The organism is Streptomyces sp. NPDC047515, from assembly GCF_040643055.1.
Taxonomy (GTDB): Bacteria; Actinomycetota; Actinomycetes; order Streptomycetales; family Streptomycetaceae; genus Streptomyces.
The window spans coordinates 80,851-96,039 of sequence record NZ_JBEYTM010000011.1 but is presented as its reverse complement, the minus strand read 5'-3'; the positions used below and the strand labels follow the sequence as shown (position 1 = coordinate 96,039).

The following is a 15,189-nucleotide window of genomic DNA, read 5'->3' as shown; positions in this document are numbered from 1 at the left end:
GCTCAGCGTGGCACGCTGCCCCTTCGGAACCCGGCGGACGCGGCGGTTCATCCCCTGGGCCAGCATCGCGATCCCCGGCGCCGGCTGGCTGCTGTTCGGGCTCTACCCGTCACTCGCCACCATCGGATACTCCTTCACCAGGTACTCCGGGCTGCCGGGCACGCCCCTGAACGTCTGCGGCCTGTGCAACTATCAGGCTGCCTTCACCTCGCTCTCGTCCGTGGTCGGGGACGCGGTCCGGACGACGCTGATCTACGTGGTCGGCGTGACCGTGCTCCAGACGGCGGCCGGCCTGGGGCTCGCCCTGCTGCTGAACCGGCCCGGAAGGTTCTACACGCTCTACCGCGCGATCATCTTCATGCCGCAGATCTTCTCGGTCGCGGTGGTCGGCGCGATCTTCTCCCTGCTGCTCGACCCGTACTCGGGCCCGGCGGAGACGGTGGTGCACGGCATCCTCGGCACCACGACGGCGTTCCTCGGGTCGACGTCGCTGGCCCTGCCCCTGGTGATCCTGGTGAACGTGTGGATGTTCTCCGGCTACACGATGCTCATCTACATCGCCGGGCTGCGGAACATCCCGCCGGCGGTCTACGAGGCGGCGGCCATGGACGGCGCCGGACGCCTGCGGGTGTTCCGGCACGTGACCTGGCCCCTGCTGGCCCCGGCCACCACAGTGATCGTGTTCCTGACCGCGATGGGAACCCTGGGCGAATACGCGCTGATCATGGTCCTCACCGGCGGCAACTTCGGCACCAAGACCCTGGGCCTGTACATGTTCCAGTCGGCGTTCGGCGGCGACGCCCAACTCGGCTACGGCTCGATGCTCGCGATGCTGCAGTTCGTCCTGACCGTGGTGATCGGCGCCGGTCTGCTGTTCACCCTGCGCCGACGGGAGGTCTCGCTGTGAAGCCATCCTCCGCCGTGCTCGAACGGACCGGTCAGGACACCACCGGCGGCAGCGGCCCACGGCGCTGGACGTCCCTGACAGCGGGCAGGCCGATCAAGTCCGCCGGGGTCAATCTGCTGTGCTTCGCGATCGCCGCCGTGCTGTTCGCCGTGCCGCTGGTGTACATGCTGATCCAGGGGTTCAAAACCTACACCGGTTTTCTCCAGGACCCGACCGGGCTGCCGCACCCATGGACCACGGACAGCTTCTCCGCCGCGTGGAACCAGGGCCACTTCGGGCGCCAGATGATCAACAGCCTGATCTACGCGATCATCCCCGACACGGTCACCCTGATCCTCGGGGTCTTCCTGGCGTTCCCGATCTCCCGCGGCTACTTCAAACGCTCCAACGCGCTGTACACGTTCTTCATCTTCTCCGGGTTCCTGCCCGGCGGCCTGATCCCGCTGTTCATCGAGGCGCAGTCGCTCCACCTGTACAACAGCATGGCCGGGTATCTGATCCTGACCAGCCTGTCGGGCGCGGGGTTCTTCTTCTTCGTCGGCTACATCAAGGGGATTCCGCGCGAGATCGACGAGGCCGCCGCGCTGGACGGCTGCGGGTACGTACGGTTCATCTTCACGATGATCATCCCGCAGATGAAGCCCGCCCTGGCCGCCTTCGCCATCTTCGGTTTTGTGCACGCCTGGAACAACCTCATCCTGCCGCTGGTCATGCTGTCCGACGCGTCCCTGTGGCCCGTCACCCGCGGGCTGTACTCGTTCTTCGGCGAGTACACGCAGAACTGGCCGCTCATCGCCGCCGGCACGTTCATCGTGGCCGCACCCATCCTGCTCCTGTTCGTGCTGCTCCAGCGCCACCTCGTCGAAGGCGTCGCTGGCGGCGCGGCGCTCGGCACGCAGGGCGTTGCCGGAGCGCCCGTCGTCCAGGCCGAGGAGGAGGACGGATCATGACCGCCCAGGTCACCTCCTGGCCCGCGGGCGGGGACCGGGTGCGGTTCCGGCTCGCCGACCCGCTGCACCACCCGGATTTCGCCTGGCCCAGGACCCTGCTGCACCATCCGGTGCGCTGGGCCGCCCCGTCGCTCCGCGCCGAGCAGCTCCGGCTGGTCGACGAGACGGGGCGGTCGGTGCCCTTTCAGCTCTCCCGGGTGAACGCGGCGGACGGCCACCTGACGTACGCCGTCGTCTGCTTCTTCGCCGACCTGCCTTCCGGCGCGACGCGCGAATTCATCCTGTGCGCCGATCCATCGGTGCCGACGGCCCACGTTCCGCGACCGGTCCGGATCACCGAGGACGACACGTCCACCGTCGTCGACGGCGGAGCGCTCCGGATCCGGCTGCCCTCCTCGGGCCGGTTCGCCGCCGACGCCGTACCGGGCCCCGTCCTCCAGCTCGACCGAGGGCGCGGCTGGGTGGGAAGGTCCGCCGTGCGCTGTGGCACCGAGCAGCTCGAACACCTGGAAGTACGGCTCGTGGAAGCCGGTCCGCTGTTCGTCAGGCACGAACTGCGCTACCAGTTCACCGGCAAGGCCGCCTATACGGTCACGGTCGACTGCCTGCAGGGCTGCGAATTCGTCGACGTGACCGAGGAGATGGCGGCGCTCGACTCCGGCACGACGGCATGGGAACTGAGCTGGGACGGTGTGGCACCGACCCACCGCTTCTCGTCCACCTGGCCGTTCTCGCAGTGTGCCGACGACCACGCCGACCCGGAATCACCGCAGTTGTACCACTGGCTCGGCATCGACGAGCCGATCGTGCTCGACGACAGCGGAGAGGACCCGTCGTTCTCCGGGCCCGGCGGCAGGGAGAGGCCGGACACCGACTTCGCCTTCACCGTCGGCCCCTACGCCCCGAGCTACGCGTGGAACATCCGCCCGCACGCCACGTTCTGGGACGCGGAGGGAGGCGATGCGATGGGTGTCCTCCTCCTCGACCACGCCGGGTGGGACGACCGCGTATACGCGTCCTGGGCCTCCGCGGACCACCTCCAGCTCCGCTTCCGCCACGACGGCGTACTCCACTGGACCTGGCCCCTGCGCTCCGGGACCCGCCGGACGGCGATCGCCTTCTACGACCACGAACGCGACCTCGAAGTACTGCGCGACCAGAAGGGCACCCGGTACCCGTCCTCGTACGTGCGCCACCTCCATCACTGGCAGGGCACGCTCAGCCTGGACCGCGTCAAGGACTGGAGTCTGACCTACTCGGGAAGGCGCCCCGCCACGCTGTGCTCCGAAGGCGAACTGGACTCGCCCGACGACCTCACCGCGGCGCTCTTCACCGGACCGGAGGGCCCGAGTCTCATCGCCCACGGGGTCAACGAACACCCCGGCTACCTCAACATCGGGCAACGCCCGCTCTACGACCGGCTGCTCGACGGGTACGACCGTCTCGCCGAGCGGCTCGAAGGGACGGACCGCGAACGGGCCGACGCGCTGCTGCTGCTGACCGCCCACGTCTCAGCCGGCGAGGAGATCGGCCCGCTGCGCCGCATGATCGCGGGTCACCCGAACTTCCTCGCCGACGGCAAGGCGGCGCTCGCCTGCCTCGCCTGGCTGTTCCCCGACCACGAGGCAGCACCGGAGTGGCTCGACCAGTTCGAGAAGTTCGTCGAACTGGCCGGCGTCTTCCACACCAGACCGGCGCTGCCGGCCCACGGGTCGCGGGCCGGCCGCTGGACCGAGAGCCTGGCCACCTACGTGTGGGCCTTCCTGCGCCCGGTCACCCAGGGCAACTTCCTCGGTCGGCTGGCCGACGGCCGCAACCGCCTGGCCACACCGGAGCTCGCGGCCGTCGGCGACTGGCTGGTGAACGCCCTGACCGCCCCGGTCGAGACCGGTGCAGACGGCGAACTCCGCCGCCTGCACCCCGCGCAGGGGGCCCACGCCTTCTGGCCCCGGCGCCCGCCCATCGAGATGCGCCTCCTCGGCGAGGCCCTGCGTCGCTACCGTCCACTCCTTGCGGAGCATCTGCTGTGGGGAAGCGATGAATTCGCCCACCGGCTCGACAGCCCGCCCGGTGCGCCGGACCCGTGGCGGGTCACGGTGCGGTCCACCGGCGATCGGGGGACCAATCCGCGGCTGAGGAGCTCGAAGTACACCGGATACGGTGTCACGCTGCGCGCCGATGTCGACCGGCCCGGCGAGGTCGCGGTCTTCCTCCAACAGGTGGACCGCGGCCCCAACTACCGCTGGGGGATAGCCGACGACAACGGCAGCGGGCACATCTACTACTACGCCGCGGGGCACTCCTTCAGCGGCCACGGCCCCGAGGACGCCGGGGACCGCAGGGCCCCCGACGCCACCTTCGCCACCTCCTGCGCGGTCTGGAAGGACGGCGCGTACCGTTCGATCGGCCAGAACACCCTGGACCGGCCCCTCCACGACCTGGGCGGCACGCAGTACGCGGAGATCGTCTCCGACCCGGACGGCCCGGTGGGAGGCCTCTATCTGAGCCGCAGCGTCCTGCTCGTCGGCAGCGACTACCTCGTCACCTACGACGCGTTCGCCGCGGGCCGGCGCATGGTGTGGACATGGTCCGCGCTGACCGAGGCCACCGGCCACGACGCCAACAGCTTTCCGCACCTCGCCGAGCGGATGCCGTTCATCCACGTGGTCCGCGGCGTGCGTACGGACGGCGCCCTCGACGGCGCGTTCGTGACCGACGTCTCCCGGGGCGTGCGCCTGGAAGGAAGGGCCGACGGCGCGAACGGCAACACGCTGGCCGTCGTGAGCCACCGCGACGATCTGGAAGTCGCCCCCGCCCACTCGACCCCCTGGGGCGCCCGGATCCGGACCCCGCACAGCCTGGACTTCGTGTTCCGGCACGAGGCGTCCGCGCACTACGAACCGAAGACGGTCGACGTCGCCGAGCAGGGGCTGCGCTTCTCGGGGACGGCCGGGACCATCCGGCTCTTCGACGACGGCCTGCGGCAACTGACCCTCTTCCACGGGAGCGCCCTGGGAACCCCCGAGCTCCTCCTGACCACCGGGGACGACGATCTCGGCATCAGCCTCGACTACCGGGACCCCAACGAGGCCCGGGGCGTCTACCACGCCCCGTCGGACAGTTCGGTGAGCCTGCACGTCCCCGGCGGGCTCGCCGCGGCGGCCCGCTTCCACATCGACGGCGAGCCGGCACGCCTCCTCACCGAGTCGCAGGACACGATCACCGTCGCCCTGCCCCGAGGCCGCCACCACTGGGAGCTGACGGACGGACAGCCGCGGCCACCGTCCTCGCAGGTCGTGCGCACCGAGACCGTCGGCGACGGCGTGCTCGTGCACTTCTGCGCGGCAGCCGCAGCGGACCGCTACACCGTCCAGCTCAGCTCCGACGGCGGCCACACCTGGGCGACGGCCGCGGAGACGGAACGAAGTCCCGTCCATCTGACCGGACTTGCCGAGGACGAGAAACGTCACGTCCGCGTCATCGCCCGGAACAGTCGGCGACAGGCCGCTCCTGGCGCCGACTACCCCGTGCACCCGAGCCGCCGGGCACCCGATCCGCCGGACGGGCTCAGACTCCGGCTCGGCCACGGCACGGTCACCGCCACATGGGGCGAGGTGCTGGGGGCCGGCGGGTACCGGCTCTACCGGCGCCGCAAGGGCGAAACCACCTACCACGAGGTCTTCGCCGGATTCGGGTTCCGCCACATCGATCACGCGCCCGGGGTCGTCCCCGGACGTGACGAACCGGGGAGGGGCCGCCCGGCGGACGTGACCGTGTACGAGTACGCCGTCGCGGCCGAGAACGGCAACGGCGTCGGCCCGAGGTCGACAGCCGTGGACACGGAACCAGGAAGTTGGCGGCACTGGAGTCCACCGATTGATCTCGCCTTCCGCCGACAGCACACCTACAACCAGCCGCCCTACGTGCCCGCGTCCGCGACCCCGCGCCCCTACGCCCACCAGGTAGCGCCCCCGGAGACGCCTGCCGTCGACCCCCGGGCCGGGGAGACGCCGTGATCGAGCAACGGATCCTGGTCACCGGGGCCGCGGGCCGCATCGGCCGCGAGCTGCGCCCGCGCCTGGTCCGCGAAGGCCGGACCCTGCGCCTCCTGGACGTCACGGAGACCGAACCGGCCGGACCGGAGGAGGACGTGGAGACCGTCCGGGCGTCCTTCACCGACCAGGACGCGATCGACGCGGCCTGCCAGGACGTCGACGCGGTACTCCACCTGGGCGGGCTGGCGGGGGAGACGTCATGGGAGCGGATCGCCGACATCAACATCGACGGCACCCGGCGGGTCCTCGAAGCAGCACGGAGGCAGGGCGTTCGCCGCGTGGTGCTCGCGTCGAGCATTCACGCCGCGGGGTTCCACACCCGGGACGACGCGACCGACGGCGTCCTGCCCGCCGCCGTACCGCCGTGCCCGGACACCTACTACGGGGTCAGCAAGGCCGCGATCGAGGCGCTGGGCAGCCTGTACCACTCCCGATTCGGCCTCGACGTCACCTGTCTGCGCATCGGTGCGTTCCGGCCGCGTCCGCTCGCCCCCGAGGACCTGGCCGCCTGGCTGTCGCCGGGTGACGCGGCCCGGCTCGTCGAGGCATGCCTGCAGGCCGAGCCCGCCGCGTTCCGCATCCTGTGGGGCATCTCCCGCAACACCCGCCGATGGTGGTCGCTGGAGGAGGCGGAGGCGATCGGGTACCGACCCGAGGACGACGCGGAACACCACCTGGCGTCGATCCTCGGCTCCGGGAGCTTCGGCCCGACGGACCTCGCCCCCGCAGCGCCCCGCAACTTCCGCGTCGGCGCCGGCTTCTGCACGATGCCGCTCGGCTGACGACCGGGGGCCCGGCCGATCGGGGCCGGGCCTGCGATGAGCAGGCAACGTTGTCCCGGACGGCCCGGTAGGCCCGTCCGGGCCGGGAACACTCGGGCGGCCTCTGCGGCCGGTCCGCCGGTGGGAACGCCGGGTCCGGACGCTCCGCGACCACGCCCGGCCGCCGAGCGGGGGTCGTGCCCGCGCGGTCGTCGGTCACGCCGCGCCCCGGCCCTGCCCGGCCGATCGGCTCAGCCGACGAACGTGTCCGCAGGCAGCCCGACGGCGCCGCCCGTCCCGTCGACGACGAAGACGGACCCCGCCGGGTCGTCGCCCGAGAGTTCCAGACCCTCCCGGGCCGAGGTGACGTACAGCGCGTCGAGGCGGGGTCCGCCGAACGTGCAGGAGGACGGCTGGCGCACGGGCAGCGGGACCTCGCCGAGCAGGTCGCCGTCGGGGGAGATCCGTGCCACCCGCGCCCCGCCCCACACCGCGACCCACAGACACCCGTCCGCGTCGACGGTGAGTCCGTCCGGCAGGCCCGTGCGCGCGGGAAGCCGGAACAGTGTGCGTCGACGGCTTATCCACGGTTCTTCGTCGGTGGTGTCGAAGGCGTAGATCTCGCCCGCGATCGAGTCGGCGAGGTAGAAGGTGCGGCCATCGGGGCTCCAGCCGAGCCCGTTGGGCAGAGCGAGCCCTTCGAGGACCACCCGGCTTGTCCAGTCGGGCAGCAGGACGTGCAGGGCACCGCGGCCCGGCCGGAAGTCGATCGCCGTGCTGCCGGCCCAGAACCGTCCGTGCCGGTCGCACTTCGCATCGTTCATGCGTTCGCCGTCGGGCAGGAACGCGTGCCGGGTGGTCATCGAGCCGTCGGCGTCGACGCTCGCGAACCCCTCGGCCGTCGCCGCCACGAAGCCTCCGCCGCGTCGGGGCACCGCGGCGCCGACCTGTGTCGGCAGCCGTAAACCGGTGGTCCGGCCGGTGACCGGGTCGCTGGTGTGGATGTGCCCGGCGGGGATGTCCACCCAGTGCAGGCGCCGGAGCGCGGCGTCCCAGACCGGCCCCTCGCCCACCCTGGCACTGCCGACGATCGCGATCCTGGCCGTCATCGGAAGTCCTCCGTCGTCGCCTGCGGTCGAGACGTCCGCCCTCAACCGGGAAGTACTACCGCCGCGTTGGCGAGCAGCCCGCCGTCGACGGGCAGCGAGACGCCGGTGATGAAGCTGGCCCGGTCCCCGGCCAGGAAGGCGATCGCCTCCGCGACCTCGTCCGGTCGCGCCACCCGCCCGAGCGGATGCATCCGTCCCCAGGACTCGACCAGCTCCTGCGTACCCCGGTCACTGCCGTCGGAGAAGGAGCGGGCGGAGGCGCGCAGCATCGGGGTGTCCACCGACGCGGGACAGACCGCGTTGGCCCTGATCCCGTTCTTCGCCTCGTCGATGGCGATCGACCGGGCGAGCGCGTTGAGCGCCCCTTTGCTGGTGGTGTAGGCGGCGACGGCGGTCTGCGTGACGAAGGCCTGCACGGAGGAGACGATCACGATCGAGCCCGCCCCCCGGGCACGCAGGTGGGGGAGTGCGTGCTTGACGGCGTGGAAGGCGCCGGTCACGTTGACCGCGAGCACCTCGTTCCACTCGTCGGCGTCGGTCTCCGCCGCGACGCCGTAGCGCTGGATCCCGGCTGCGGCGACGAGGATGTCGAGCCCGCCGTGCGCCGCCACGACCTGGGTGACGAGTCGGGCGGTGGCGGCCTCGTCGGTGACGTCGACTTCGATGCGTTCGACACCGGGAGGCAGTTCCTCGTGCGCGCCCTTCGGCGGGATGCCGGCCGCCACGACCGTCGCCCCGCGTGCGGCGAGCACCCGGGCCGTCGCGCCTCCGATACCGCTGAATCCACCGGTGACGATGGCGACCTTGCCGTCGAACTCCGCCACGTTCCCCTCCCTCGATGTGTTCCTGGGCCTCATGCCTGGCCGAGCCCCGCCGTCGACATGATCCAGGGGCAGCTGTGACGGGCGGTTTCTGCTGATGACCACCGCACGGACGGCCGGGCGAACTGCGTTCCGGTGACGTCGGCTTCACTCTAAACAACGTTGTCTCAGCCCGCTAGTCTGTGGCCGTTCCGCACTCCGGCGCACTTTCGGGCGGTGTTCCTCGGCCGCGCTCGGCTGTCGCTCGATGCCGTGTCGGGGTCGTTCGCGTGGGCGCTCGTTCGTCGGGCGGTGAGGAGAAGAAGCTCGTGAGGGCAGAGTGGATCAGATGGCCTGCCAACGTCATTGCCCGGTTCGGCGGGGAACCCGTGGCGTTCGGCGGCGACTACAACCCCGAACAGTGGGACGAGGGCGTATGGCCCGAGGACGTCCGGCTGATGCGCGAGGCCGGAGTCAATCTGGTCACCGTGGGTGTCTTCGCCTGGTCGACGTTGCAGCCGGAACCCGACCGGTGGAACTTCGGCTGGCTGGACCGGCTGCTCGACCTGCTGCACGCGGGCGACATAGCCGTCGATCTCGCCACGGCCACCGCATCGCCCCCGCCGTGGCTCACCACGCGGTTTCCCGAGGTGCTGCCCGTCGACCGGCAGGGGCGGACGATGGCGCAGGGCGGTCGCCAGGCCTGGTCGCCGTCGTCACGGATCTACCGCGAGCACTCGCTCGTGCTGGTGGAGAAGATGGCGGAGCGCTACGGCGAACACCCGGCACTCGCGCTGTGGCATGTCTCCAACGAACTCGGCGGCCACAACTCCCGGTGCTACGGCGAAGCGAGCGCCGTGGCCTTCCGGAACTGGCTGAGAGTGCGCTACGGGGACTCACTGGACGAGCTGAACGCCGCGTGGACGACCAGTGCGTGGAGCCAGACGTACTCGGCATGGGAACAGATCCAGCCGCCACGGGTGACGTTCACCGATTCCAACCCGACACAGGTGCTGGACTTCGACCGGTTCAGCTCCGACCAGCTGCGTGCGCAGTTGCGGGCCGAGACGGCCGTCCTGCGGCGCGTCACGCCCGAGGTGCCGGTCACCACGAACCTGGTGCTCTTCGACGCCGGGAAGAACATGAACTACAGCTCGTGGACCGATGATGTGGATCTCGTCGCCGGCGATCACTACCTGAGACCGACGTCCGACGCCCAGGCCGAGCTGTCCTTCTCGGCCGACCGGGCCCGCGGACTGTCCCGGGGGAAGCCGTGGCTGCTGATGGAGACGGCCACGGGTGCCACGAGCTGGCGCCCGGTCAACCCCGCGAAGCGCCCGGGGCAGCTCCGGCGGGACGTGCTGGCCCACTTCGCCCGCGGATCCGACGGCATCTGCTTCTTCCAGTGGCGGGCCGCGCGTGCGGGCGCCGAGCGGTTCCACTCCGCGATGCTCCCGCACGCCGGGTCCGGCAGCAGGAAGTTCCGGGAAGTGAAGGCGCTCGGCGCGGAGCTGGCACGCTGTGCCGAGGTGCTCGGCAGCCGGGTGGCGGCGGACTGCGCGCTGCTCTTCTGTGAGGAGTCGTGGTGGGCGGCCGACCGCGAGTCGCATCCGCACAACGGTCTGTCGTACATGGAGTCCGCCCTCGGGTGGTACGGGAGTCTGCGGGACGCGGGCGTCACCGTCGACATCGTTCCTCCGTCGGCCGACCTGTCGGACTACCGGCTGATCATCGTGCCCATGCTCTACCTGGTCAGCGACCGGGACGTGGCGGCGCTCACCGCTGCCGTGCACGCGGGGGCGACTGTGCTCGTCACCTACTTCTCGGGCATCGTCGATCCGCTCGACCGGGTGCGGCCCGGCGGCTATCCCGGAGCGTTCCGCGAACTGCTCGGCATGCGTGTGGAGGAGTTCGCGCCGATGGTGGACGGGGACTTCGTCGACATCGACGGGGTCACGGGGCCGGCACGGGTCGCCACCTGGAGCGAGGAGATCGATCTCACCGACGCGGAAGCGGTCTGCTGGTACGGGGGCGGCGACTTCGCGGGCGCACCGGCGATCACCCGCGCGTACCGGGGCGAGGGGGAAGCCTGGTACGTGGGCGTGGAGTTGGACGCCGACGCGCGTGCGCGTCTGGTGGGTCGGCTCGTGAAGCGGTCCGGGGGGACAGCGGTTTTGGCCGGAAGCGGCGTCGAGGCCGTGACGCGCCGTTCGGCCGGTCATGACTACGTCTTCCTCATCAATCACGGCGACACCGAAGCGACCGTTCCCGGCGGAGGGACCGACCTCCTGGACGGATCGGTGCACGAGGACGGCGTCCCGGTGCCGGCGGGCGGGGCGCGGGTCCTCAGACGGGCCCGCTGAGCGCATCGGACGTACTGGCCGTACGGTGCGGGCTCGCTGCGCGCACCGGCGGCACAGGCGGTCAGGGTGCGCTCGCCGAGGGCACCTGGCCGGACCGGCCGTACGTGTGCCGCTCGTTGAGCCCACCGGTCCGCCCGGCCGAGCCGCCCGCGCATCGGCCCGACCGCCCGTGGACCGCTGAGCGCACCCGGCCTCGCCGCCCCGCCCCAGGCCGTGTCCGGCACATCTCCGCCTGGCGCGAGACGCCCGTCGGACACGGCCTACTACGATCGACCGCCAACAGTCTTCGGCCGGAGAGAGAGCAGTGCCGCGCAATCCCACGATGAACGACGTCGCCCGCGAAGCACGCGTGAGCCTGAAGACCGTCTCGCGTCACGTCAACGGGGCGACGAACATCGATCCCGAGCTCGCGGCCCGGATCAGCGCGGCGATCGTGGAGCTGGGCTACCGCCGCAACCTCTCGGCGGCGAGCATCCGGCCCGGCCGGACCGGCAGGACCATCGGCCTGGTCATCAGCGATCTCGCCAACCCCTACTACTCCACCCTCGCCGGCGCGGTCGAGAGCGTGGCGGACGCCGCGGGCTACCTCGTCACGATCGCGAGTTCCAACGAGGAGGGGCCGCGGCACGATCGCCTGGTCGACCGGCTCATGGAACAGCGGGTGGACGGCCTGATCGTCGTACCACCGCAGCACTCGGCCCGTGACTGGTCCGAGGTCGCGTCGCCCATCCCTCCGCTGGTCTTTCTCGACCGGCCCACGCCGTACCCGGCCGCCGACACGGTTCTCGCCGACAACGGGGGAGGGGCCCGCGAGGCGACCTGGGCGCTCTGCCGCTCCGGTGCGCGGCGCATCGCCTATGTCGGCGACTCGCCCGGCATCCACACCATGCGCGAACGGTACGCCGGATGCGCCGCGGCGCTCGCCGAGGCGGGGATCCGGGGGGCCGACACGCCCACGATCACGACGGCCCACACCAGGGAGCAGGCGCAGCGCGCGGTCGGCGCGCTGCTGCGCGACGGCTCGGCCGATGCCGTCTTCGCGGCCAACAACCGTGCGACGATCGGTGCGTTGCTCGCGTTCCGGCAGGCCGGTCGGCGGCTGCCGCTGATCGGCTTCGACGACTTCGAGACGGCGCTGCTCGGCAGCCCTCCGGTGTCGGTGGTGAGCCAGGACATCGAGCTGATGGGGCGCACGGCGGCCGAGTTGATGATCGCCCGACTCAATGGCGACAGCTCGGAGTTCGTCACCCGAGTGTTCCCCACTCGGCTCGTCCTCAGGGGATCCGAGCGGCCGGATCCGGAAGACGGCCCGTGCGGCCTGCGCAACCTCGCTCGTTGACCGCCGAGTGCGGGGCCGCCCGGACAAGCTTCGCAGCGGCCTTGAGCAGACGCGGGGTCGGGTCGCGCGGAGGCGGGATCCTCCGGGCGACCCGACCCCGTCAAAAAAGGTCAGCCCTTCGGAATTCCCCTCACCACCAGCACGACCCCGTCCGATCCGGCCCTAGGGTCCACGGCGAGGACCGGCCCGGCGCGCGTGGCGGGCCGAGTCCGTTCGGCCGTGGACGCGGCCGTGTGGGCTCTGCGGTGGCGAGCTGCCGTCGCGTCCACAGGCGGCCGGTCACAACCATCCACAGCGCTGGGCCTGCAAGGCCAGCTGGAAGCGGTTCTCGGCGCCCAGCTGAGCCATCAGGATCTGCAGGCGGCGGTACAGGGTGCGGCGACTGATTCCCATCTCACGGGCGATGACGTCGTCGCTCGCTCCGCCGGCGAGGAGCCACAGCACGCGGCGGTCGGCGGGCGGCAGGCCGCCTGGGCGGGTGGTGCGGCCGTGGAACGGCAGAGCACTCTGCCAGGACTGCTCGAACAGTGCCACGAGTGCGGAGAGCAGGCCGCACGGCTGCACGACCAGCATGGTGTTGTGCACGTCGGCCTCTTTGATCGACAACGACACGAGCGCGTACGCCTCGTCGATGATCACGAGTTTGACCGGCACCGACGGCGCCACCCTGGCCTGCTCGCCGGCCTTGATGCACGGTTCGACGACCTCCTTCAGATGGCCCGGATGCTCCAGCGACTCCCGCGAGTACACGACACGCTGCGTCACCCCGCGGGCGAGCGTGGCCAGCGCGTCGTCCGTGGCCCCCGACAACGGGAAGTACGGCGGTGACTCGAACTGCCGGATCTGATCGCGGGCGCTCGCCCAAGCATGACGAATCCTGGGCCCGATGGCGTCGCCGGTGACGACCTCGACGAGATTGTCGTTGTACGCGGCCAGCCGCTGACGCCGGAACGTCTCGAACGCGCCCCCGACGGCGATGCGCGACTCCTCGACCTCGGCCGCCCGGTGCCGGGCGAGGATCTCCAGGCCCGCGGCGGGCGGAACCGGAGCCACCACGTCCTCGCCCTCCTCGGCGGCACTGGCCAGACCTGCGTCCACCAGTGCGCCGTACGCCGTGGCGAGTTCCGCATCGCCCAGGCCGGCCGCGGTTCCGATCGCACTCAACGGAGCGGGGGCCAGCTCCAGCAGCGTCAGATAGACCTGGCCCGCCGCGTGATCGATTCCCAGAAGCCGAAGCGCCTCGCCGAGTTTCGCGTTCGTCATACGCCGGATTATCGACGACTCCTCGCGCCGCTGTGGCCGATCTGTGCCAGTGGCGGTCTTCGGCGCCAAAGGCGTGCGGTGCGGGATAACGTCCGAGAGCCGCCGGCGACCGGCGGCAGCGAGGGCGTCCGGACCGCACCGGGAGGGGGCTCGGCCTGTCCGCAGGGCTCCGGCTGCCCCTCGCCGCCGAGGAACCCACCCAGAAGAAGGTGTATGACGTGGCGAAGGCCCGAAAGAACGGTCTCTACTCAGGGATCTCCGAGGAACTGTCCGCCCTGATGCGGACGGGATGGGCGGACACCGAACGGCACGACCTGAAGCTCGGCGAGCAGGCTCCGTACGCGGCCCGCCGCCGTGCCGCGCTCTCCGCGCGCTTCCCCGGCGAACGCCTGGTGATCCCCTCGGGGAATCTCAAGGTGCGTTCGAACGACGACACCTACCCGTTCCGCCCGTACTCGGGCTACGTGCACATGACCGGAGACCGGGCCCGGGACGGCGCGCTCGTCCTCGAACCCCGGGCCGACGGCGGCCACGACGCCTACTGCTACCAGCTGCCGCGGGACAGCAGGGACAACGACGAATTCTGGATCGGCGCCACGGCGGAGCTGTGGATGGGCCGGCGCCGCTCCCTCGCCGAGTCGGAGCTCGTGCTCGGCCTGCCCTGCCGCGACGTCCGCACGGCGGCCCACGACCTGTCCACCGCCTCCGGTGCGCCGACCCGGATCGTCCGCGGCGTCGACCCGTCCCTGGAGGCCGTCGTCACCACCGAGGAGGAGCGCGACGCCGAACTGGAAGAGGCGCTCAGTGATCTCCGCATCGTCAAGGACGACTGGGAGATCGCCGAGCTCCGCAAAGCTGTGGACTCCACCGTGCGCGGCTTCACCGATGTGATCGGTGAGCTCTCCCGGGCGGTCGCGTCGTCCGAGCGGTGGATCGAGGGCACGTTCTTCCGCCGTGCACGCCTCGAAGGGAACTCCGTGGGCTACGGCTCGATCTGCGCCGCGGGTGAGCACGCCACCATCATGCACTGGACGGACAACGACGGTCCGGTGCGCCCGGGGGACCTCCTCCTGCTCGACGCCGGCGTGGAGACCCACACCCTCTACACCGCCGACGTCACGCGCACGCTGCCGATCAGCGGAACCTTCACGCCCCTGCAGCGCAAGGTGTACGACGCGGTGTACGAGGCCCAGGAGGCCGGCATGGCCGCCGTCAAGCCGGGTGCCGCGTACCGTGACTTCCACGAGGCGTCCCAGCGCCACCTGGCAGGCCGGCTGGTCGAGTGGGGCTTCATCGAAGGCCCGGCCGACCGCGCGTACGAACTCGGCCTCCAGCGTCGCTTCACCATGGCGGGCACCGGTCACATGCTCGGTCTGGACGTCCACGACTGCGCGGAGGCCCGGCACGAGGAGTACGTCGACGGCGTGCTGGAGCCGGGCATGGTGCTCACCGTCGAACCCGGTCTGTACTTCCAGCCGGACGACCTCACCGTGCCCGAGGAGTGGCGCGGCATCGGCGTCCGGATCGAGGACGACCTGGTCGTCACCGACGACGGTCACGAGAACCTGTCGGCCGGCCTGCCGCGGTCGGCGGACGACGTCGAGGCGTGGATGGCCCGGTTCGCGGGCTGAGCACGTCGCAG

At 71.1% G+C, this 15,189-nt stretch carries 10 protein-coding genes; 7 read left to right on the top strand and 3 right to left on the bottom strand.

Annotated features, from left to right (window positions below):
* Window positions 1-7 precede the first annotated feature (7 nt).
* From ABZ826_RS12300 to ABZ826_RS12285, 4 genes are read left to right on the top strand one after another with little or no spacing between them, the layout of a single operon-like run.
* Window positions 8-907: a sugar ABC transporter permease gene (locus ABZ826_RS12300; protein WP_361446185.1), complete on the top strand. Its 900-nt coding sequence runs from the start codon at window positions 8-10 to the stop codon at window positions 905-907.
* Window positions 904-1,857 carry a carbohydrate ABC transporter permease gene (locus ABZ826_RS12295; RefSeq protein WP_361446183.1) on the top strand — a complete coding sequence of 318 codons (954 nt, stop codon included), beginning with the start codon at window positions 904-906 and terminating at the stop codon, window positions 1,855-1,857. Before ABZ826_RS12300 ends, ABZ826_RS12295 begins: the two co-directional genes overlap by 4 nt.
* A complete protein-coding gene (locus ABZ826_RS12290) occupies window positions 1,854-5,873 on the top strand; it encodes a fibronectin type III domain-containing protein (RefSeq protein ID WP_361446181.1) in 4,020 nt (1,339 codons plus the stop codon). The genes ABZ826_RS12295 and ABZ826_RS12290 overlap by 4 nt, the downstream gene beginning before the upstream one ends.
* Window positions 5,870-6,694: an NAD(P)-dependent oxidoreductase gene (locus ABZ826_RS12285; protein ID WP_361446179.1), complete on the top strand. Its 825-nt coding sequence runs from the start codon at window positions 5,870-5,872 to the stop codon at window positions 6,692-6,694. The genes ABZ826_RS12290 and ABZ826_RS12285 overlap by 4 nt, the downstream gene beginning before the upstream one ends.
* A 230-nt stretch (window positions 6,695-6,924) precedes the next feature.
* Here ABZ826_RS12285 and ABZ826_RS12280 read toward each other — a convergent pair whose 3' ends face one another.
* Together ABZ826_RS12280 and ABZ826_RS12275 are read right to left on the bottom strand one after the other, a co-directional pair.
* Complete coding sequence (locus tag ABZ826_RS12280) at window positions 6,925-7,782, bottom strand: SMP-30/gluconolactonase/LRE family protein (protein ID WP_361446177.1); 858 nt, start codon at window positions 7,780-7,782, stop codon at window positions 6,925-6,927.
* A 41-nt stretch (window positions 7,783-7,823) separates the two neighbouring features.
* Window positions 7,824-8,606 carry an SDR family oxidoreductase gene (locus ABZ826_RS12275; RefSeq protein WP_361446175.1) on the bottom strand — a complete coding sequence of 261 codons (783 nt, stop codon included), beginning with the start codon at window positions 8,604-8,606 and terminating at the stop codon, window positions 7,824-7,826.
* 305 nt (window positions 8,607-8,911) lie between these two features.
* Between ABZ826_RS12275 and ABZ826_RS12270 the strand changes: the two genes are divergently transcribed.
* Complete coding sequence (locus tag ABZ826_RS12270; RefSeq protein WP_361446173.1) at window positions 8,912-10,945, top strand: beta-galactosidase; 2,034 nt, start codon at window positions 8,912-8,914, stop codon at window positions 10,943-10,945.
* 322 nt (window positions 10,946-11,267) lie between these two features.
* On the top strand, window positions 11,268-12,284 hold the full coding sequence (locus ABZ826_RS12265; protein ID WP_361446171.1) for a LacI family DNA-binding transcriptional regulator: 1,017 nt from the start codon (window positions 11,268-11,270) through the stop codon (window positions 12,282-12,284).
* Window positions 12,285-12,563: 279 nt separating this feature from the next.
* Here ABZ826_RS12265 and ABZ826_RS12260 read toward each other — a convergent pair whose 3' ends face one another.
* Window positions 12,564-13,547, bottom strand: a complete 984-nt coding sequence (locus ABZ826_RS12260; RefSeq protein WP_361446169.1) for a helix-turn-helix transcriptional regulator — start codon at window positions 13,545-13,547, stop codon at window positions 12,564-12,566.
* 218 nt (window positions 13,548-13,765) lie between these two features.
* Between ABZ826_RS12260 and ABZ826_RS12255 the strand changes: the two genes are divergently transcribed.
* Complete coding sequence (locus ABZ826_RS12255; RefSeq protein ID WP_361446167.1) at window positions 13,766-15,178, top strand: aminopeptidase P family protein; 1,413 nt, start codon at window positions 13,766-13,768, stop codon at window positions 15,176-15,178.
* Window positions 15,179-15,189 lie beyond the last annotated feature (11 nt).

Excerpts from the sequence above, each read along its gene's own strand:
- ABZ826_RS12290 (WP_361446181.1), top strand. The coding sequence starts at position 1,854 with ATGACCGCCCAGGTCACCTCCTGGCCCGCGGGCGGGGACCGGGTGCGG.
- ABZ826_RS12280 (WP_361446177.1), bottom strand. The coding sequence starts at position 7,782 with ATGACGGCCAGGATCGCGATCGTCGGCAGTGCCAGGGTGGGCGAGGGG.
- ABZ826_RS12265 (WP_361446171.1), top strand. The coding sequence starts at position 11,268 with ATGAACGACGTCGCCCGCGAAGCACGCGTGAGCCTGAAGACCGTCTCG.
- ABZ826_RS12260 (WP_361446169.1), bottom strand. The coding sequence starts at position 13,547 with ATGACGAACGCGAAACTCGGCGAGGCGCTTCGGCTTCTGGGAATCGAT.